The 19,275-nt window shown below is 68.3% G+C and carries 18 protein-coding genes and 1 tRNA gene; 10 read left to right on the forward strand and 9 right to left on the reverse strand.

Annotated features, from left to right (window positions below; all coding sequences use genetic code 11):
* Window positions 1-196 precede the first annotated feature (196 nt).
* The gene (locus BG418_RS28995; protein ID WP_188277272.1) at window positions 197-1,453 is read right to left on the reverse strand and encodes a DUF3631 domain-containing protein; all 1,257 of its coding nucleotides are present in this window, start codon (window positions 1,451-1,453) and stop codon (window positions 197-199) included.
* A gap of 295 nt (window positions 1,454-1,748) precedes the next feature.
* Here BG418_RS28995 and BG418_RS29000 point away from each other — a divergent pair, with 295 nt between their 5' ends.
* The 6 genes from BG418_RS29000 to BG418_RS29020 all read left to right on the forward strand — a co-directional run bounded on the left by BG418_RS29000 (window position 1,749) and on the right by BG418_RS29020 (window position 7,531).
* Window positions 1,749-2,261 (forward strand): helix-turn-helix transcriptional regulator, encoded by a 513-nt coding sequence (locus tag BG418_RS29000; protein WP_188276945.1) that lies wholly within the window; start codon window positions 1,749-1,751, stop codon window positions 2,259-2,261.
* Window positions 2,262-2,387: 126 nt separating this feature from the next.
* Entirely contained in the window at window positions 2,388-2,765 is a 378-nt protein-coding gene (locus BG418_RS40150; protein ID WP_223185537.1) for a helix-turn-helix domain-containing protein, read from the forward strand.
* A gap of 32 nt (window positions 2,766-2,797) precedes the next feature.
* Window positions 2,798-4,315, forward strand: coding sequence for a LacI family DNA-binding transcriptional regulator (locus BG418_RS29005; RefSeq protein ID WP_188276946.1), 1,518 nt, complete (start codon window positions 2,798-2,800; stop codon window positions 4,313-4,315).
* 113 nt (window positions 4,316-4,428) lie between these two features.
* On the forward strand, window positions 4,429-5,397 hold the full coding sequence (locus tag BG418_RS29010; RefSeq protein WP_188276947.1) for a DUF4238 domain-containing protein: 969 nt from the start codon (window positions 4,429-4,431) through the stop codon (window positions 5,395-5,397).
* A 291-nt stretch (window positions 5,398-5,688) separates the two neighbouring features.
* On the forward strand, window positions 5,689-6,342 hold the full coding sequence (locus tag BG418_RS29015) for a hypothetical protein (protein WP_188276948.1): 654 nt from the start codon (window positions 5,689-5,691) through the stop codon (window positions 6,340-6,342).
* A gap of 34 nt (window positions 6,343-6,376) precedes the next feature.
* Window positions 6,377-7,531 (forward strand): ImmA/IrrE family metallo-endopeptidase, encoded by a 1,155-nt coding sequence (locus tag BG418_RS29020; RefSeq protein ID WP_188276949.1) that lies wholly within the window; start codon window positions 6,377-6,379, stop codon window positions 7,529-7,531.
* Between the two features lie 55 nt (window positions 7,532-7,586).
* Here the strand turns inward: BG418_RS29020 and BG418_RS40955 are convergent, their stop codons facing one another.
* The 3 genes from BG418_RS40955 to BG418_RS29035 all read right to left on the reverse strand — a co-directional run bounded on the left by BG418_RS40955 (window position 7,587) and on the right by BG418_RS29035 (window position 10,213).
* On the reverse strand, window positions 7,587-8,879 hold the full coding sequence (locus BG418_RS40955) for an HNH endonuclease (RefSeq protein WP_188276950.1): 1,293 nt from the start codon (window positions 8,877-8,879) through the stop codon (window positions 7,587-7,589).
* Between the two features lie 208 nt (window positions 8,880-9,087).
* Window positions 9,088-9,161: transfer RNA gene (locus tag BG418_RS29030), tRNA-Pro, on the reverse strand.
* A 122-nt stretch (window positions 9,162-9,283) separates the two neighbouring features.
* Complete coding sequence (locus tag BG418_RS29035; RefSeq protein WP_188276951.1) at window positions 9,284-10,213, reverse strand: metallophosphoesterase; 930 nt, start codon at window positions 10,211-10,213, stop codon at window positions 9,284-9,286.
* Between the two features lie 132 nt (window positions 10,214-10,345).
* Here BG418_RS29035 and BG418_RS29040 point away from each other — a divergent pair, with 132 nt between their 5' ends.
* Entirely contained in the window at window positions 10,346-10,810 is a 465-nt protein-coding gene (locus BG418_RS29040) for a GatB/YqeY domain-containing protein (RefSeq protein ID WP_188276952.1), read from the forward strand.
* Between the two features lie 111 nt (window positions 10,811-10,921).
* Here the strand turns inward: BG418_RS29040 and BG418_RS29045 are convergent, their stop codons facing one another.
* Complete coding sequence (locus BG418_RS29045) at window positions 10,922-13,171, reverse strand: transglycosylase domain-containing protein (protein WP_188276953.1); 2,250 nt, start codon at window positions 13,169-13,171, stop codon at window positions 10,922-10,924.
* 396 nt (window positions 13,172-13,567) lie between these two features.
* Between BG418_RS29045 and BG418_RS29050 the strand changes: the two genes are divergently transcribed.
* Window positions 13,568-13,936 carry a WhiB family transcriptional regulator gene (locus BG418_RS29050; protein ID WP_188276954.1) on the forward strand — a complete coding sequence of 123 codons (369 nt, stop codon included), beginning with the start codon at window positions 13,568-13,570 and terminating at the stop codon, window positions 13,934-13,936.
* A gap of 51 nt (window positions 13,937-13,987) precedes the next feature.
* Here the strand turns inward: BG418_RS29050 and BG418_RS29055 are convergent, their stop codons facing one another.
* Window positions 13,988-15,286, reverse strand: a complete 1,299-nt coding sequence (locus tag BG418_RS29055) for an ArsA family ATPase (protein WP_317453794.1) — start codon at window positions 15,284-15,286, stop codon at window positions 13,988-13,990.
* A complete protein-coding gene (locus BG418_RS29060; protein WP_188276955.1) occupies window positions 15,283-16,245 on the reverse strand; it encodes an ArsA family ATPase in 963 nt (320 codons plus the stop codon). The genes BG418_RS29055 and BG418_RS29060 overlap by 4 nt, the downstream gene beginning before the upstream one ends.
* Before the next feature lie 72 nt (window positions 16,246-16,317).
* Between BG418_RS29060 and BG418_RS29065 the strand changes: the two genes are divergently transcribed.
* Entirely contained in the window at window positions 16,318-16,479 is a 162-nt protein-coding gene (locus BG418_RS29065; RefSeq protein ID WP_003975360.1) for a DUF4177 domain-containing protein, read from the forward strand.
* A complete protein-coding gene (locus BG418_RS29070) occupies window positions 16,476-16,940 on the forward strand; it encodes a RidA family protein (RefSeq protein WP_188276956.1) in 465 nt (154 codons plus the stop codon). The genes BG418_RS29065 and BG418_RS29070 overlap by 4 nt, the downstream gene beginning before the upstream one ends.
* Before the next feature lie 177 nt (window positions 16,941-17,117).
* Here the strand turns inward: BG418_RS29070 and BG418_RS29075 are convergent, their stop codons facing one another.
* Window positions 17,118-18,140 carry a LacI family DNA-binding transcriptional regulator gene (locus BG418_RS29075; protein WP_188276957.1) on the reverse strand — a complete coding sequence of 341 codons (1,023 nt, stop codon included), beginning with the start codon at window positions 18,138-18,140 and terminating at the stop codon, window positions 17,118-17,120.
* 24 nt (window positions 18,141-18,164) lie between these two features.
* On the reverse strand, window positions 18,165-18,977 hold the full coding sequence (locus BG418_RS29080) for a response regulator transcription factor (protein ID WP_188276958.1): 813 nt from the start codon (window positions 18,975-18,977) through the stop codon (window positions 18,165-18,167).
* Window positions 18,978-19,275: the final 298 nt, after the last annotated feature.

Here is a 19,275-nt window from a genome sequence, read left to right on the forward strand (position 1 = left end):
GGGTGGGGGCACCTGCGAGCAGGCCGGCAGCGGGGCAGGGCGCTGTGGCTGCGAGGTGCTGGGACTCGTACCACTCGTCGCGTGCCTGGTCAGCACAGGTACGAGTGGCGTGGTGATGTCGAGACGACTCGTTGCAGGCTGTTCACTCGTCCCCGCGCTGACCTGCGCGGGGACGAGTGATGCGAGTGGAGTCGAGTCAGGCTGCGGGGCCGGGCTGCGGCTTGTCTGCCGCCTTCGGCTCGGGGCAGTAGCGGGCCCAGGTGTCGAGGAATTGGTTGCGCGCGAAGCCCTTGGCTTGTGTGCCGTCGGGGAAGCGGCGGTTGGCCGAGCCGATGCCGTAGGGCTTCAGGAGCAGCTGCAGTCCGCGCGGGGTCAGCCCGGTGGCGCCGTATTCCGCCCACGGTGCTTCCCTGTCCGCGTTCAGGGACTCCAGCAAGTGCTTCGTGCTGAGCACGGCCGGGTCGCCCACAGCGGCGAAGGCGCGGCGGATGCCGACGAGGAGGCGGGTGCGCAGGCCGCCCTCCTCGTCCTGGCCGGCCTCGTAGTCGGTCATGGTGCGGCAGGCGGTGCGGGCGAGCGCGGGCCAGTCGCCTCCGGCGAGGTCGGCGATGATGGCGAGTGGTTCCCAGGTGTCGGCCGCGCGGTCCTCGACCGGCATGGGTGGCTCCATTTCCATGGCCAGCTTGTAGAGCGGCTGGAGCCAGGCGTGGAGGCGGTCGCGGATCGCGTTCAGGGCGGGGGTGTCCCGGCCGGTGCGGAAGGATGCCACCTTTTCGCCTGCCGCGCGGCGGCGCATGCGGATGACCACCGCCCGGTCCTGGATCGTGTCGGGGAGGTCGCCGATCCCGGCGAGCGCGGCCATGGCGAAGGTGGGGAACTCCTGCACCTGGTGCTCGGGCCCGGAGACCCGCAGCGTCGGCCGACCGCGCTGGTGCCCGGCGTTGATCAGCCCGCGCACTTCCTCGTTCTTCTCCGCGGCCCTGGGGCTGCTGAAGAGTGTGTCGGCCTCGTCGACCAGGAGGGTGGGCGGGTCGTCCCCGTCGATCGACCGGAAGATCGCCGCCGCGCTGGCGTTGACCGTGATCAGACGGTTGTGCACCGTCTCGGTCACCACATCCAGCAGCCTCGATTTACCGCACCGCTTCTCCGGCGCGACGATCGCCAGGCGAGGTGCGTGCTGCCACGCGCGCTGCAGATGCGTCGCCGCGATCCACAAGGCCACCGCCGTGACGGCCTCCTCGCTCGGCATCGCCACGTACCGCTTGATCTGCGCCCGCAGGTCGTCCAGGATCTGCGCCCCCTCGGGCAGCTGGGTTGACGAGGCGTCGTCGTCGCGGCCCTCTTCTGCCGAAGGCGCAGCGGCATCGGACAGCTGGCCGGGGACAGCGACGGGGGGCCACGACGTGCCGGAGCCGCCGGGAAGGGATGGCGTATTCGGCTGGGCATCGGTCATACTGGGCATCAGCTCCTCTGCTTGCGGGCCATATGGGACGGCAATCCCGGTCTCCGCAGGTTGATCGCTAGGGATGGCGGTTGAGAGGTTTGCGCTTGAGCCCCCGGCATTGCCGGGGGCTTCTTTCATGTGACGTGTGGGCGTGCGGACTCCTGAGGTAAGTGGGGTGGGGGTGCCACCACTATGCCACATGAATTGCATATCGCAGAAGTGTTTTGCATCTCGCAGTGGCGATGCTACTGTTTAGGCTGCGCTGCAAACCGCAGTGCATCGCTACGAACGGAAGGAGGTGTCGGTGGCGGAGGAAGAACCGTCCGAGGGCGTCCTGCTCAGCGGTGAGGCGAACGTCGCGACCCGCATCAGGGTGGAGCGTGAGGCGCGCGGCTGGAGCACCAACGCCCTGTCCGACCGGCTCAACGAGGCCGGCTTCGAGATGAACCCGTCTGCGGTCTGGCGGATCGAAAACGGGAAGCGCCGCATCAACCTCGACGACGCCATCGGCTTCGCCGAGGTCTTCGGCATTGACCTGCGCAACCTCGTCGGGCCACCCCAGCTGGCGGCCAAGGCCCGTGCGATGGAGCTCATCGACGAGGTTGTGGACGCGTTCCGTGCGACCCAGAGAGCCAACATGGCCTTCACGGAGGCGCGCGATGCGCTCGACGCCTACCTCGCCGAGCACCCCGATATCCGCGAGGAAGCCGACCTCATGGTCCAGAGCGCCATCGCGGAGGAGGCCAGCAAGACCATGCTGAAGATGCATGGCCCTCCGTCCGGTGACCGCGACGGCCACCGCACCGACGAGGCATAGCTTCCGGTACCCCATCCCGACCTGGACCCGCAAACCCCCAGGCCGGGCATCTCACCCACATCCCTAGCGATCGACCGGCGGGTCGGCGTTGCCGCGCCCTATACCCGCCAGAAGAGGACCTACCCCTTGCGCCAACCCGCGATAACCCCTGCCTTCGCACCGACTCCGCACGCCGAGTCCGCTCTGCCCCGTCTGTACGTCCCCGAGGAAGTCGCCGCCGTCCTCGGCTGCTCCGCCTGGTGGGTCAAGGACCGCGCCCGCCGGCGGCTCATCCCCTTCACCCGCGTCGGCCGCGCCTACCGCTTCTCGGACGTGCACCTTGCTGAGATCATCCGCATGCACGAAGAGCGCCCAGCCGTGAATGCGCAGCGCACCGGCGGCGCTCCTGCGCCGACGCGTAGGGCTCCCGCTCGGCACCGGCCCGATGTGGCTGTACCCACCGTCCGGCTTCAAGCCCGGCCACCGCACCGGATGGCCAAGTCCCAGTACGGAGCCGCTGCTTAACGCACCCCACACGACAGAAGGGAGGGAAATCTGTGGGGTACGCAGAAAAGCGCAGCGGCTACTGGCGTGGTCGTTACAAGATCGAGGACGGCAAGTACGGCACCGTCTCCGGCTCCACGGGCGTCGTGGTCAAGTTCGCCACCAAGCGTGAGGCCAAGCAGGCCGCAGACGCCGAAGAGGTCACCGTTCGCCGTGGCCAGTGGCGCGATCCGGGCCTCGGCCAGGAAACCTTCGGCGAGTACGCGAGCCGCTGGTACGCCTCCCAGGACCTGGCCGCCTCGACCATGCAGAACTACAAGCGCCACATCGAGGAGCACCTGCTCCCCGACTTCGAGGACAAGGCGCTCGCCGGCATCCTGCGCACGGACGTCGAGCTGTGGGAGAAGAAGGAGCGCGCGGCCTACGCGGCCTCCAGCGTCAAGACCTGGCGCTCCACACTCCACCTGATCTTCGAGGACGCGATCGACGAGGGCCTGCTCACGTCCAACCCGGCAGCCCGCCGTCGCGGACGCGGCAAGCGCGCCGGCCGCTCGCGCGACCGAGGCCCGGAGAAGGTCGTCACCGATGCTCTCGGCATCCTGCTCACCGCCGAGCGGGCGGCCCTGCTCTCTGGCCGGGACGACGAGTTCGTCGCCACGGTCCTCAAGGGCTACACCGGCAAGCGCTGGGGCGAAATCGTCGGCTTGGAAACGGAGTTCGTCCGACGCGACTCCTTCCGCGTCGAGTGGCAGCTGTACGAACTCGACACTGGCGAACTGGTCCGCTGCCCGCCCAAGGACGACAGCTACCGTGACATCGACTCGACGGAGTGGCTGTCGGCCCTGGTCTTCAACCACATCGCCCGTACGAAGCCGACGCCCTGCCCCTGCCACGGCAGGACGTACGTCTTCCGAGGTCAAGGCGCGGCCCGCACAGGAGGCCACCAGGGCGCGAAGCTCGTCGACGTCGCCCGCCGTGCTGAAGTCTCCACGGGCACGGTCTCGAACGTCCTCAATCACCCCGACCGCGTACGCGAAGACACGCGCGTACGCGTCGAACTCGCCATCGCAGAGCTCGGGTTCGTACGCGGCGGAACCGCGTCAGAGCACGCGGCCCACTGGCGCCGAAACGGCTTCGCCACCTGGCTGTTCACCCCGGCGGTCTCCGGCTGGTACCCGAAGAAGGCACCCCAGGAGGCCCGCCCGGTCCCGATCCTCGGCGAGCCCTGGCCCGGCATCCCGGCACGAGGCCGAGGGGCAGCCGCTCGGGCTGACGCCTGCTGGCTCCCGATCGCCAAGGGCCTCACACCCCACGGGCTCCGGCACACCCACCGCACGATGATGGAGGACCTCGGCACCGAGAAGGTCCTCATGGACGAACGCATGGGCCACATCGACGGCTCGGTCTCCGCGCGCTACGCCCACGTCACGCCCGGCATGCGCCGGCGCCTCATGCTCGGCTTGACCGAGCAGTGGGAGGCGGCACTCGGCGCCCGCCTGGCCATGAGTCGCCGGTCCCCGGTCGCTGTGCTCGATGCGTTGTTGCAGCAGAGGCTAATGGCGGCGGTCTAGCAAACCCGCAGGGCTGCCCGGCGGATTATCCAGGTCGGGCAGCCCCTGGCGCAGCTCTGGGAGCTCCCGGAAGCTGCCATGACGATGTCAGGAGGTGCCCGTATCGTCATGACATGAGTGAGTCTTCCGGGAAGTCGAAGTTGAAGCGCCGACACCACACTGTGCCGCGCTTGCTTCTGCGGCGATTCGCTGACGGTCAGCGAATCATGCGCGTCCCCCTCGAGGGAGGCGAGCGCCGCCTGGTTGGGATCGCCGACGTCACCGTCCACCGAGACTTCTACTCGATGCTGGATGAGAACGGGCAGCTCGACGACACCGTGGAGGACCTGCTCGCCGAACTGGAGGGGAAGGCAGCCAAGGTCATACGCGAGGTCATCGATGGGTCGTGGCCACTGCCAATCGGAGAGCGCGCGGTGCTCGCCGAGTGGATGGCGGCGCAGAACGCGAGGATCCCCGCCGCTCGTAAGGCGCACAACGAGATGGCCGACCACCTCGGCAAGGTTGTGATTGCCATGGGTGGCAAGCCTGAGATCCGCAGGCGTCTCGAAGAGACCTCCACGGAGCCTGTCTCGGACGAGCAGGTCGATGCGCTGTGGGACGAGCTGACGGACTTCGACTCCTACTACGCCGAGATGTCGGTCAACGACCACATGGCGTCGATGGGCCAGTCCATGGTGACGGCGTACGAGGTGTTCATGGCACGCTCATGGGGCCTGATCAGGTTCGAGCGTCGCACGCTACTCATCCCAGATCACCCGGTGACGCTGGTGCGTGCGGACGACATGCCGAGCTTTCTCGGCGTCGGCATCGGCAATGCAGCCGCTATTCTCATGCCGATCGATCGGCGGGCAGCCATCATCATGGCATCGCCGGGACATGATGACTTCTTCGTGCGAACCCACACCAAGCTGGCCAAGGAGCTGAACCAGCGCCTCGCGGATAATGCGCGCAGGGAACTGTTCCACCACCCTGATGACAACCCTCTGGACGGAGTTGACCTACCTCCGATGAGGGACCGCGAGATGATGATCAGCCAGTCGCCAGAGGGCTTCCTAATGCCTCATGACGGTGGCGTCACCTGAACTGTCAGACCTCGGGAGACGGCCGGATTGGTGGGTTGGGTTGAGATGGGCTCGCGGGGTTCGGGGAGCGGGATGACTCCCGAGGGGCTGGGCCAGACAGGCGCCAGGTTGTTGCGTGCACGGACAACCTGCTGGGTGACTCATTCGCGGCCGGGGACGGCCGGGGACTTGCTTGTTCGCGCGCACGGCAACGGCCTGTGGTCGGAAGGTTGACCAGCCTTGTTTCTTGATTTCCTCCCTCATATGAGGGAGGATTTCCGGAAGTCGGGCTGGTGAGTCGAGAGGCTGGGCATGTCTGTCGTGCACGTGGAAAACCCTCGGGTTCGTGATCGGCTCGCTGAGCTGGGGCTGTCCGCCGAGGAGATCGAGAACGCTCTGCGCCGAGCTGAAGCGGAGCGCAGCTTCTGCACACCACTGGACCCGGTCTCGCTGCCCGGCAACATCTTCTGGGGCCGCACGGTCCGCTTCCTGCGGGAGACCTACGTCCCGAAGGGATGGGCCAGCGCGAGCCCTAGCAATGTTCCGCTCCTCGTTGCGCCGTCCGGTGACTTCGCGATCACAGCCTCCAGCGGCAGCGCGGAGACCGGGTACGCAGCTCTGACGCCCTCCACGCGTTACGCAAAGGGAAACGCGGTGATGAAGAGGGTGGAGACCAACCGGCAACTGCTGCTCTTCGGCGAGCGCGATCCGGAGGCCGAGCGACAGGACGTCGGTGACGGGATCCCCACCTGGTTCTTGCTCTATCACCACGTAAGGACCGACCAGGGGACGCGGCTTCACGCCGAGCTCTCGTTTCCGAACGAGCCGGGCAGTCGTGGCAAGATCAGCAGCTGGTACGAGCGGATCATCCTTCCCTGGATCGACTTCGAAGGCTTCACTCCGTTCGTCGACGATGTCGACGACGGCCAGGGTGGTATCGACATCCCGATCGAACGCCTGTCCTGACCATCCAGCACGACCACAAAACTTGGTTTCTCCCATGACCACCGCATCTCGGTTGATCCTGGCGCGCAAGCGTCGGGGGCTGACCGTTACCCGCCTTGCCCAAATGGCCGGTCTGACCCCACGCAGGCTGTCCGATTTCGAGAACGGACGGGCAACCCCCAGTCCGCAGTCCTTGGCATCCATCGCAGCGTCCTTGGAGTTCCCGCACTCCTTCTTCAGCGCCGAGGAGGTCGCCGAGCTGACGGTGGACTCGGTGAGCTTCCGCGCCTTGAGCAAGATGACTGCCTCTCAGCGGGACATCGCCCTCAGTTCGGGGCGGCTGGCGCGGGTGCTGCAAGACTGGATCGGTGGACACTTTCGTCTGCCCGCCGCCGATATCCCCTCGCTCACGTCCTTCAGCCGCCTCGGACCCGGCGAGGAGCAGATTCCTCATCCAGGCGAAGCGGCGGGCGCAAACGTTGCTGCAGAGGAAGCCGCCATGCTGGTGCGGGCCCGCTGGGGCCTCGGTAACGCGCCGATCCTCAACTCCGTGCACCTCCTGGAGGCGCACGGAGTGCGCGTCTTCTCGCTTTCCCGCGACTGTCCCGAGGTTGATGCATTCTCCTTCTGGGACCGTGGGATTCCGTTCGTGCTGCTAAGCACTGAGAAGACCGCCGAACGGGGGCGTTTCGACGCGGCCCACGAATTGGGGCACCTCGTCCTCCACGGCGAAGAGCAAATGCCACACGGTCCGCAGGCTGAGGCCGAGGCTCACCGGTTCGCAGCCGCGCTTCTCATGCCGCGAGCAGATGTGCTCGCGCATGCCCCGCACGGTGCGAGCACCACCTGGATCCTCCAGGCCAAGCACCGCTGGAAGGTCGCCGCCATGGCCCTCGCCCACCGGCTGCACGAACTGGGTCTGACCACTGAGTGGCAGTACCGAACTCACTGCGTGGAACTCAGCCGCCTCGGCTATCGCAAGTCAGAGCCCCGCAGCGGCGTAGTCCGTGAAACATCGCAGGTCTTGGGCAAGGTGTTCACGGCCCTGCGGAGCGAAGGAACGCGACTTACGGATATTGCCCGTGAGCTGCACCTCCAGCCTGCCGACCTTAATGACCTCGTTTTCGGGCTGGTTGTCACTTCGCAGGAGGGCGAGGGCCGAGGTCACGCTGGCAAGGCCAACCGATCGCATCTGTCCGTCGTGCGATGAACTGCTGAGGGCGGGACGCAGTGCGGCGACAGCGCCACGCCGAGCGAAGCCCCCACTAAGAGCGCTGGGTTTCGCCAGGCCCCCAGGTGTCTCCCTTGCGGATGTTGCAGATCCAATGGGCTGCCTGCAGATTCTCGGCCGTGTGCGCCCCACCCTCAGCAACAGGCTTGACGTGGTCAAGGGTGGAGGACCACAGGTCGGGCCACTCGACGACAGGGTTCATCGGGCGCTGACACAACTGACAGACCCATTGGTCGCGTTCGTAGATGTCGAACGGGTCCACTTGATCAGCACCTGCGTTGAGAGTGCCGTAGCCGCGCATGCGGGCCTGGTAGCTGTTGCGGGCTCGAGTGGAGCGCCGCTGCTTTTCGGAGCGGGCGGTGTATGCCGGGGTCCAGAGAGTGGGCGTCGGCTCGGCGACGCAGACCCAGGCTTCCCAGCCGTAGGTCTTCCCGTCCTCGTCCACGTCGCGGAAGATTTCGTTCTGCCAGTGCCACCGTTGCCCGTCGTCCCCCTCGAACGACGTCTGCTGGACCATGGGGTGCGCCTGGCCGGGCACCTTGGTCCACCAGAGGACCCGGTCCGTGTACGCGAGGAGTGCGCCGGTCTGCTGGTGGATCGCGATCATGGGTTCGGCGTCGGGTTCGGAGTTGGCGCGCACCAGGGCGACGAGATCGACGGCACCCAGGGAGGTGGCGGTGGCGTACGTCGTGATGGAGCTGTGCCGCTCGATGACATCGCCCTCGATGGGGCTCAACCCGTAGAACTCATAGGGGAAGTCGTCGCCGGCCGTCCTGGTGCCGAAGACCTGCGGTTTCCGTGCCGCCCCGAACCGAGCGCGCTGGTTGGCATCGGCGGAGGACCGGTCACCCCGATCCGGGATGGCGGCCAAGTCGATTTCACCCTTCTCGATCCGCGCCTTCGTGCGCCGTTTGAGAGTGGTATTGCACCGACCTGAGCAGACGTGCCGATCACGGTGCTCCCAGTGCGCGCTCTTTGGCACGGCCTCGCCGCAGATCCGGCAAGGTTCGCCGCCCGTGGCGCGTTCCGCAGCCGCAAGGATCGGGTTCCAGTAAGGATCGCCAGGAACCTTGCGGGTCCTGGCGAGGTCGGGCACCGGAGGTGTCCCCGGCGTGAGCGTCTGCTTCGGGCGCCGCACCTTCGGCGCGTCCTTCGGGCGTTCGACCCGCTGCCTTTTGGCAGCCGAGGCGCGACAAGGATCGGAGCAGTACTTCTGGCTGCGCGGGCGCCAATTCTCCATCACCGTGCCGCAGACCGCGCACGGGCGTCCCGCTTGCTCAGAGGCGCTGTTGTCGGCGTCGTTGGTGCTGCCGAAGTCGTAGTCCACAGGCTGTCCCCGGGGCGAGTAGGCGACTGGAGTTCGCGAACGCGCAGGTACGAGCGGACGCGTAGGAGGCGTGCCTCCCTTGCCGGGCGATCCCCGCTGGGAGACCCCGACCAAGATCTTCTCCCAGATTTCTCCCAAACGATCTCCGGGAACGAGTCAGGGGCCCGACCCGCTAAGCGGATCAGGCCCCTGACCTGGTACTTCACTGTCGGGGTGGCGGGATTTGAACCCACGACCTCTTCGTCCCGAACGAAGCGCGCTGCCAAGCTGCGCTACACCCCGATGTCGCCGTTGTCCTGGCGACGTCGTTTACTTTAGCCCACCGGCGGCCGGAGACGAAATCCGGTTTACGCGGGCCTCCGGGCGGGGCTGCGGCACGGGAACCGCAGCCCACCCCCGCCCCTCTACTCCCCCGCCACCAACGTCAGCAACGTCGCCTCCGGCGGGCACGCGAAGCGGACCGGGGTGTAGCGGTTCGTGCCGCAGCCTGCCGAGACGTGCATGTAGGAGCGGTGGCCGCCCGCCTCGTGCGTCGAGAGGCCCTTCACCCGCGCCGTGTCCAGGTCGCAGTTCGTGACCAGCGCGCCGTAGAACGGGACGCACAGCTGGCCGCCGTGGGTGTGGCCCGCGAGGATCAGGGGGTAGCCGTCGGCCGTGAAGGCGTCCAGGGTGCGCAGGTACGGGGCGTGGACCACCGCGATCGACGCGTCCGCGTCCTTCTCCGGGCCGCCCTCCACCAGGGCGTACCGGTCCCGCTTGATGTGCGGGTCGTCCAGGCCCGTGAACGCGAGCTCGAAGCCGCCGGGCAGCTTCAGCCGGCCCCGCGTGTTGTTCAGGCCGACCCAGCCAGCCGCGTCGAACGCGTCCCGCAGGTCCTCCCACGGGTTGTGGACGACTCCCACGGCGGGCGCGTTGCCGTTCAGGCCGTGCCTGCCCTGGGCCTTCTCCAGCAGGTAGAGCGCCGGGTTGCGCAGCTTGGGGCCGTAGTAGTCGTTCGAGCCGAAGACGTACACGCCCGGGAGCTCCATCAGCGGCCCCAGCGCGTCCAGGAGTTCCGGGACGCCCTCCTGGTCCGACAGGTTGTCGCCCGTGTTGACCACGAAGTCCGGGCGCAGGCCCGCCAGCGACTGCAGCCACGCCCGCTTCTTGCGCTGGCCGCTCACCATGTGGACGTCGGAGATCTGCAGCACCCGCAGCGGACGCGCCCCGCGCGGCAGCATCGGCACCGTCACCCGTCGCAATCGGAAGGACCGGGCCTCGATGCCGGCCGCGTAGGCGACGCCGGCCGCGCCGACTGCCGTGATTGCCAGGGGTACTCCGTATCGCGCGCGCATGCGCCCATCGTTGCAGACGTACGGATGGCCGAAAGCCGCCCGGGGCGTACGGCCACGACCCGCCGACCCGCCCGTACGCCCCGCCCGAAACTCGGACGCGCCCCCGCCCCGCCACCTGACACACTGGGGCGTATGACCACGCTCAAGGCCACTCTCAAGGACGACCTCACCACCGCCATGAAGGCGCGCGACGAGCTGCGCTCGTCCACGCTGCGACTGACCCTCACCGCCATCGCCAAGGAGGAGGTCGCGGGCAAGACCGCACGCGAGCTCTCCGACGAGGAGGTGCTGAAGGTCATCGCCAAGGAGGCGAAGAAGCGGCGTGAGGCGGCCGACGCGTTCGAGCAGGGCGGCCGGGCGGAGTCCGCGGCGAAGGAGCGGGCCGAGGGCGAGATCCTCGACGCGTACCTGCCCAAGCAGCTCTCCGACGACGAGCTGGGCGCGATCGTGGCGGAGGCCGTCGCGGAGGCCAAGGCCGGCGGGGCCGAGGGGCCGCGCGCCATGGGCGCCGTCATGAAGATCGTGAACCCGAAGGTCTCCGGCCGCGCCGACGGCGGCCGCGTCTCGGCGATCGTCAAGCGTCTGCTCGCGGGCTGACGACACGTCGGACCTATGTGAGACGACAAGTCGGACCTACGTGAAGGGGGGGCACCCGGTTTTCCCGGGTGCCCCCCCTTCACGTGATCAGTTCGAGGACCGAACCGACCGCTACGGCCAGTTCCCCCCGAGCGCCCCCGTGTCCCCGCCGATCATCCCCGGCGGGATCGAGATGCCCGGGTTGGGCGGGACCGTGACGCCGCCGCCCGGCTTGTTGTCGCCGGGGCGGTGCTTCTTGCCGCCGCCCTTGCCCTTGGGGCTGCCGTTGTCGCCCGCGGCCGGGGGGTTCGCGGCCTGCGGGTCGGGGATGTTGACCGTGACGAAGCCGGGGGCCGGCTGGCCGCTCAGGGCGCCCGTCACGGCGTCCTTCCAGATCGGTCCGGGGACCTGGCCGCCGTACACCTTCTCCTGGTACTCGCCGCCGATCGTGATGTTCTCCATCTCGACGCTCTGCGTCGGGCTGCCGACCCAGACCGCGCCCGACATGTTCGGCGTGTAGCCGACGAACCAGGCGTTCTTGCGCTGGTCGGTCGTACCGGTCTTGCCCGCGTTGTCGCGGTCGGAGAGACCGGCCTGCTTGCCCGTACCGGAGTCGGTCACACCGCGCAGCAGCGTGTTGATCGAGTCCGCCGTGTTCTGCGACATCGCCTGGCTGCACGAGGACTTCGGCACCGGCAGCGCCGTGCCGTCCGCCTTCTTGATCGACTCGATGGCGACCGGCGTGCAGTACGTGCCCCGGTTGGCGAAGGCCGCGTACGCGCTCGCCATGTTCAGCGGGGAGATACCGGTGGAGCCCAGCGTCAGCGCCGAGGGCACCATCGGGAGCTTCGTGCCGTTGCCCTGGACCACGTGCAGCTTGTCCGTCATCTGCGCGACCGGGCACATGCCGATCTCGCCGAGCATCTGCACGAAGTACGTGTTGACCGACATCTCCATCGCGGTCTTCAGCGGGTACGGCCCGTGCTCGGACTCGTTCTCGTTCTGCAGCTGCTCGTTGTTGGTGTTCACCCACGGCTTGCCGCTGCACGTCTGGACGCTCGCCGGGTAGTCCATCTCGTACGGCGACGGGTACTGCTGCGTCGGCGGCTTGCCGCCCTCGATCGCGGCGGCGGCCAGGAACGGCTTGAAGGTCGAGCCGACCGGGAAGCCGAAGTTCGAGCCGCCCATCTGCTTGTTGACCGAGAAGTTGATCTGGGTCTCGTGGGCCCCGAAGCCGTACGGCCTCGACTGGCCCATCGCCAGGATCTTGCCGGTGCCGGGCTGGACCAGTGTGACGGCGGTGGCGACCTTGTCCGTCTGGTAGACGTGGTCCTTGATCGAGTTCTGGGTGGACTGCTGGGCCTGCGGGTCCATGGTCGTACGGACGGTCAGGCCGCCCTGGTTCCAGAGCTTGGCCCGCTCCTCCTTGGTCTTGCCGAAGACCGGGTCGGAGAGGAAGGTCTCGCGTACGTAGTCACAGAAGAAGCCCGCGCCGCTGACGGCCGTGATGCAGCCGTTCTTCGGCTTGGAGACCTTCAGTTTGATCGGCGTGGCCTTGGCGCGGTCGGCCTCGGCCTGCGAGATGTCCTTCTTGTCGGCCATCCGCTGCAGGACCACGTCGCGGCGCTTCTTCGCCTCGGTGGCGTCGTTGACGGGGTCGTAGCGGCTCGGCGACTGGACGATGCCCGCGAGCATGGCGGACTCGGGCAGGGTCAGGTCCTTGGCGGGCTTGGAGAAGTAGCGCTTGGCCGCGGCCTCGACGCCGTACGCCTGCTGTCCGAAGAACGTGATGTTGAGGTAGTTCTCCAGGATCTTCTTCTTGCCGAGCTCTTCCTCGACCTGGATCGCGTACTTGAGCTCCTTGACCTTGCGGCCGAGCGTCTGCTGGGTGGCCTCGGCGACCTTGTCGGGGTCGTCGCCGGCCTCCTCCACGAAGACGTTCTTCACATACTGCTGGGTGAGGGTCGAAGCGCCCTGGGCCACGCCGCCCGACGTCGCGTTCTTGTTGAGCGCGCGCAGCACGCCCTTGAGGTCGATCGCGCCGTGCTCGTAGAAGCGCGCGTCCTCGATCGCGACGATCGCCTTCTGCATATACGGGGAGATGCCCGTGAGCGGGACCACCGTGCGGTCGCGCGAGTACACCGTCGCGATCGGACCGCCCTGGTTGTCCAGGATCGTGGTGCGCTGACTCAGCGGCGGGGTCTTCAGATTGGCGGGGATCTCGTCGAATCCCTCGACCGTGCCCTTGGCCGCGAGGCCGAGCGCGCCGAACGCCGGCAGCGCGATCCCCGCGAGCACCGCTCCGGAGAGCACACTCACCCCGACGAACTTGGCGGCCTGCTGGGTCCCGGTCAGACCACCGCCCGAGCGCTTCTTTGCCATGGGGGCAGCCTACGTTCTCATTCGCCGGACACGGGTCAATGCTCTGGCCTAAGCTGCTCTCAACTGTCACAGCAGTGCGGTTGCGCATCAACTCGGTGTTTGACTTTCCGCAAGAGGGCGATTGCCCGGAATCGCTGTCCGTTTACGCCTCATGCGTCATCAGGCGTCCGTTGTGGCTCAACTGAAACCTCCCGGTTTGCCGGGTTTCTCACGCATGTCCCCAGCTCACTCCGTTGGGTGATCTGCCGCGTACGCATAGTCCGTTCGGGCCATTCAAGATTGGGCCCGAAGGGGGTGTTGCGCTGTGCCCACCTTCCGTAACGTCCTCAACTGGCAGCGGTGAATATGCCTCTGCCGCCGTGGGGGAGCCTCGATTCGGGAGAGGACGGCGCCGGCATGGGCTGGGTAACCGACTGGAGTGCGCAGGCAGCCTGCCGCACTACCGATCCGGACGAACTGTTCGTACAGGGTGCGGCTCAGAACAGGGCCAAGGCGGTGTGTACCGGATGCCCGGTACGGACCGAGTGCCTCGCGGACGCACTGGACAACCGCGTCGAATTCGGCGTGTGGGGCGGAATGACGGAACGGGAGCGGCGCGCACTGCTGCGCAGGCGACCCACCGTCACTTCCTGGCGCCGTCTGTTGGAGACGGCGCGTACGGAGTACGAGCGCAGCACGGGCATCCTGTCCGTGGGCGTCGACGACGACGAGGCGTACGGCTATCGGCCCCACGCCATGGACGAGACCTACGCCGCCGTGGGGTAGCCCACGACGTCGTACCTCATAGCTGATCCCCGTACGACACCTACGTACGGATCAGATCGCTCCGGCCTTCTCGTTCTGGGTCGCGAGCCGTTCCCCGATGGCCCGGAGCCCGGCGAGATCGTGTACGTCGCCGGGCAGGGCGGCCACTTCGGCCACCGGGACTTCGGGGTGGAGCGCGGTGAAGCGGTCGCGCGTGCGCTGTTCGCGTGCGAGCACCTGCATCCGCTCTGCGTGCAGGCGCAGCAGACCGGCGGTCAGCCGGTCGACCGACACGCCGTCGGGTCCGGTGGTGGAGGAGGGGACTTCGGGAGAGGAACCACCGGTGCCACGATCCTCAGCCTTCCCGTCCCTCTGATCGACAATGCGGCCGTCGACAAGATTTTCCCCATCGAAGCCTTCGAGGCCGTTCTCATGGTCCTCGTCCAGGCTCTCCGCCGCCGCCAGCGCCCGCTGCGCCGACAGCCTCGCCGCGCCGCTGCCGTGCACCCGGTTGAGTACGAGACCGGCGAACGGCATCGAGTCGGCCGCCAGGCGCTCCACGAAGTACGCGGCCTCGCGCAGCGCGTCCCGCTCCGGCGCTGCGACCACCAGGAAGGCCGTCCCCGGCGCCTGGAGCAGCCGGTAGGTGGCGTCCGCGCGGGTGCGGAAGCCGCCGAACATCGTGTCCATCGCCGCCACGAACGTCTGGACGTCCCGCAGCAGCTGGCCGCCGAGGAGCTTGCCGAGCGTGCCCGTCATCATCGACATGCCGACGTTGAGGAACTTCATCCCGGCCCGCCCGCCCATCTTGGCGGGGGCCATGAGCAGCCGGATGAACTTGCCGTCCAGGAACGACCCCAGCCGCTTCGGCGCGTCCAGGAAGTCGAGCGCCGAGCGCGACGGCGGGGTGTCGACGACGATCAGGTCCCACTCGTCGCGCGCCCGCAGCTGGCCCAGCTTCTCCATCGCCATGTACTCCTGCGTGCCCGCGAAACCGGCCGACAGGGACTGGTAGAAGGGGTTGGAGAGGATCGCCCGGGCCCGCTCGGCATCGGCGTGCGCCTCGACGATCTCGTCGAAGGTCCGCTTCATGTCGAGCATCATGGCGTGCAGTTCACCGGCGCCCTCGACGTCCTTGACCCGGCGCGGGGTGTTGTCGAGCGAGTCGATCCCCATCGACTGGGCCAGGCGCCGGGCCGGGTCGATGGTCAGGACGACCACCTTGCGGCCGCGCTCGGCGGCACGCAGCCCAAGCGCCGCCGCGGTCGTCGTCTTGCCGACCCCGCCGGAGCCGCAGCACACCACGATCCGCGTCTTCGGGTCGTCCAGCAGAGGGTCGATGTCCAACGGCGCGGCCGTGTCCATGCTCACTTGCCCACCCCGGAATTCCGCAGCTCGGCGGCCAGGCGGTAGAGCCCGGCCAGATCCATTCCCTCACCGATCAGCGGCAGTTCGTGCACGGGCAGCCCCAACTCGCCCACCACCTCCCGCTGTTCGCGTTCCAGCTCCACCCGCTCCGCGTGCTCGGCGGCCTCCTGGAGCAGCGGCGTGACCAGCTTGGCCGAGCCGGTGACCCCGGCGCGGGTGAGCGCCTTGGCGACCTCCTTGCGCCGGTCGCCGGTGACGCCCCGTACCGCCTCCTCGTCCAGGAGGTGCGGGCGGACCATGTTGACGATGACGGCGCCGGTCGGCAGCTCGGCGGCGCGCAGCTCGGCGATGCCGTCGGCGGTCTCCTGGACCGGCATCTCCTCAAGCAGCGTCACCAAGTGCACCGCTGTCTCGGGCGACTTGAGGACTCTCATGACGGCCTGCGCCTGGTTGTGTATCGGCCCGATCTTGGCGAGCCCGGCGACCTCGTCGTTGACGTTGAGGAAGCGGGTGATCCGCCCGGTGGGCGGTGCGTCCATGACCACATGGTCGTACGCGTACCGCCCTCGCTTGTCCTTACGCCTCACGGCTTCGCACGCCTTGCCCGTCAGCAGGACGTCACGCACGCCCGGCGCGATGGTGGTGGCGAAGTCGATGGCGCCGAGCTTCTTCAGCGCGCGGCCGGCCGAGCCCAGCTTGTAGAACATCTGGAGGTAGTCGAGCAGGGCCCGCTCGGCGTCGATCGCCAGCGCGTACACCTCCCCGCCGCCGGGCGCCACGGCGATCTTTCGCTCCTCGTACGGAAACGCCTCCGTCTCGAAGAGCTGTGCGATGCCCTGTCTGCCCTCGACCTCGACGAGGAGCGTGCGCTTGCCCTCCGTCGCGAGGGCGAGCGCGAGGGCAGCGGCGACCGTGGTCTTGCCGGTACCGCCCTTGCCGCTGACGACCTGGAGCCTGCTCACACAGTCGAGCCTAACCAGTCGCCCGACGGCCTACGCATGAGGCTGCCTCCGGCAGCGGCTACAGTCGGCCACATGACCAAGTGGGAATACGCGACCGTGCCCCTTCTCGTGCACGCGACCAAGCAGATTCTGGACACCTGGGGCGAGGACGGCTGGGAGCTGGTCCAGGTCGTTCCCGGGCCGAACAACCCCGAGCAGCTGGTGGCCTACCTGAAGCGGGAGAAGCAGGCATGAGCGCGGTGGAGGCGAAGCTGGCCGAACTCGGCCTGACGCTGCCGGAGGTCGTACCGCCACTGGCCGCGTACCAGCCGGCCGTGCGGTCGGGTGTGTACGTGTTCACGGCCGGGCAGCTGCCCATGGTGGACGGCAAGCTGACGCTGACCGGCAAGGTGGGCGCGGAGGTCACGGCCGAGGAGGCGAAGGATGCGGCGCGTATTTGCGCGCTGAACGCCCTGGCCGCGGTGAAGTCCGTCGCGGGTGACCTCGATCGCATCGCGCGCGTCGTGAAGGTCGTGGGCTTCGTGGCCTCGGCCGCCGACTTCACGGGCCAGCCTGGCGTGATCAACGGTGCGAGCGAGCTCCTTGGCGCGGTCCTGGGCGACAAGGGTGTCCACGCCCGCAGCGCGGTCGGCGTCGCGGTCCTTCCGCTGGACGCCCCGGTCGAGGTCGAGCTCCAGGTCGAGCTGGTCGACTAGTCGCTCCGCGGGGGCGTGGGATTTCTGCTGCGGACCGTGCTGGGCCGGTCGCGCAGTTCCCCGCGCCCCTTGGGTACTTCGTCGCAGCCGGAGAACTTGGCTCAGCCACAGTCCTTTAGGGGCGCGGGGAACTGCGCGAGCAACCAGCCACGGTCCGCAGACGAAGCCCGGGCCGAGTTATTCGCAGCCGCAGGACTTGCGGATCACCAGTCGCGACGGGAACTGCTTGAGGCGTTCCCGGCGCGAGCCGGCGACGCGGAGCGCGTCGTCCAGGACCAGGTCCACCGCCGCGCGGGCCATCGCGGGACGGTCGGAGGCGACCGTCGTGAGGGGCGGGTCAGTGAGGCCCGCTTCCTTCACGTCGTCGAAGCCCGCCACCGCCAGCTCACCCGGCACATCGATACGGAGTTCACGGGCGGCCCGCAGCACGCCGATCGCCTGGTCGTCGGTGGAGCAGAAGATCGCCGGGGGCCGCTCGGGCCCGGAGAGAATGTCCAGGGCGACCCGGTACGCGTCGTACCGGTTGTACGGGGCCTGAAAGAGGCGGCCTTCGAGGGAACGGCCGGACTCGACCATCGCCCGGCGCCAGCCCTCGACGTGGTCCGCCACGGGGTCGCCGACCGCCGGGGTCGACTCGACCCCGCCGAGGCACGCCACGTACGCGTGACCGTGTTCCAGCAGATGGCGGGTGGCCAGCTGCGCTCCGCCGATGTCGTCCGTGACGACCGCCACGTCGTCGATCGCCTCCGGCCGTTCGTGGAGGAGCACCACGCGCGCGTCCCAGGCGTCGATCTCCGCCGCCGCGCGCTCGCTGGGGCCCTGGCTGACCAGGATCAGACCGGCGACCCGCATGCCGAGGAAGGCCCGCAGATAGTGGACCTCGCGGTCGTCCAGATAGTCGGAGTTGCCGACCAGGACCATTTTTCCGCGCTCGGCGGCCGCCTGCTCCACCGCGTGCGCCATCTCCGCGAAGAACGGCTGGCGCGCGTCCGGGACGATCATGCCTATGAGGTCCGTGCGCCGGGAGGCCATCGCCTGGGCAACCCGGTCGGGCCGGTAGCCCAGCTCCTTGATCGCGGCGAGTACCCGCTCGCGCGTGGCCGGGGCGACCGGCCTCGGTCCGTTGTTGATGACATAGCTGACGACCGCGGTCGACGTACCCGCCAGTCTCGCCACATCATCCCGCGTCACCTTGGCCACGAGCGGGAGTCTACGCGGGGTGACCTACCTCTGGGCAGGGCGTACGGAGGCTTCCTCCGCCTCCGCCCGGACCGGGACCGGTGCGGAGGCCACGGACTCCGCGGCAGCCTTGGCCTTGGCCTCCGCCAGCGACTTCGCCTTGGCCTCCTCGGCCGCCCGCTCGACCTTCTCGGGCGTCACGAACCGGTATCCGACATTGCGGACAGTCCCGATCAGGGACTCGTGCTCGGGGCCGAGCTTGGCCCGCAGCCGCCGTACGTGGACGTCGACCGTGCGCGTACCGCCGAAGTAGTCGTAGCCCCACACCTCCTGGAGCAGCTGCGCGCGCGTGAAGACCCGGCCCGGGTGCTGGGCGAGGTACTTCAGGAGCTCGAACTCCTTGAAGGTCAGGTCCAGGACCCGGCCCTTCAGCTTCGCGCTGTACGTCGCCTCGTCCACGGACAGATCGCCGTTGCGGATCTCCATGGGGGAGTCGTCCGAGGTGATCTGCTGACGGCCCATCGCGAGCCGCAGCCGCGCCTCGACCTCGGCCGGACCCGCGGTGTCGAGCAGGACGTCGTCGATGCCCCAGTCGGCGGTGACGGCGGCGAGCCCGCCCTCGGTGACCACCAGGAGCAGCGGACAGCCGAGCCCGGTGGAGCGCAGCAGCTGGCACAGCGACCGGATCTGCGGCAGATCACGGCGGCCGTCGACAAGGATGACGTCGGCACCCGGGGTGTCGACGAGGGCCGGGCCCTCGGCGGGGGCCACCCGTACGTTGTGCAGCAGCAGGCCGAGGGCGGGAAGCACCTCCGTCGACGGCTGGAGGGCATTGGTCAGGAGCAGCAGGGAGCTCATCGCGACCCGCCCCCAAGTTCTCGGCTTCGCTCGAACAGGGGGGACCCCCATGCTCCGGTGGTCGTCGCCTTTGGATCGTGCACGGTCTGCTCGCCCATAACGTCGGTTCCTCCTCGGTCCCTGCGAGGACGTTTACGGCACTGCTTCGTACTACTTGTACTGCTCGTACTGCTGGTACTTCCCGTACTTCGTACGGTCGGCTCCCGCGCCCCCGGAAGCCTGCTGAGTCTTCTTTGTGAGCCTTCGGTCACCTGCCTGTAACAACGGGCCGGAAACGCAAAAGGACCCGGGGGCTGCG

It is taken from the genome of Streptomyces sp. CBMA152, from assembly GCF_014596475.1.
In the GTDB taxonomy this organism is placed as follows: Bacteria; Actinomycetota; Actinomycetes; order Streptomycetales; family Streptomycetaceae; genus Streptomyces.

Bases quoted from the DNA above. Each gene is read 5' to 3' on its own strand.
- BG418_RS28995 (WP_188277272.1), bottom strand. From the start codon at position 1,453: ATGACCGATGCCCAGCCGAATACGCCATCCCTTCCCGGCGGCTCCGGC.
- BG418_RS29035 (WP_188276951.1), bottom strand. From the start codon at position 10,213: ATGCGCGCGCGATACGGAGTACCCCTGGCAATCACGGCAGTCGGCGCG.
- BG418_RS29040 (WP_188276952.1), top strand. From the start codon at position 10,346: ATGACCACGCTCAAGGCCACTCTCAAGGACGACCTCACCACCGCCATG.
- BG418_RS29020 (WP_188276949.1), top strand. From the start codon at position 6,377: ATGACCACCGCATCTCGGTTGATCCTGGCGCGCAAGCGTCGGGGGCTG.
- BG418_RS29045 (WP_188276953.1), bottom strand. From the start codon at position 13,171: ATGGCAAAGAAGCGCTCGGGCGGTGGTCTGACCGGGACCCAGCAGGCC.
- BG418_RS29065 (WP_003975360.1), top strand. From the start codon at position 16,318: ATGACCAAGTGGGAATACGCGACCGTGCCCCTTCTCGTGCACGCGACC.
- BG418_RS29080 (WP_188276958.1), bottom strand. From the start codon at position 18,977: ATGAGCTCCCTGCTGCTCCTGACCAATGCCCTCCAGCCGTCGACGGAG.
- BG418_RS29015 (WP_188276948.1), top strand. From the start codon at position 5,689: ATGTCTGTCGTGCACGTGGAAAACCCTCGGGTTCGTGATCGGCTCGCT.
- BG418_RS29010 (WP_188276947.1), top strand. From the start codon at position 4,429: ATGAGTGAGTCTTCCGGGAAGTCGAAGTTGAAGCGCCGACACCACACT.
- BG418_RS29050 (WP_188276954.1), top strand. From the start codon at position 13,568: ATGGGCTGGGTAACCGACTGGAGTGCGCAGGCAGCCTGCCGCACTACC.
- BG418_RS29070 (WP_188276956.1), top strand. From the start codon at position 16,476: ATGAGCGCGGTGGAGGCGAAGCTGGCCGAACTCGGCCTGACGCTGCCG.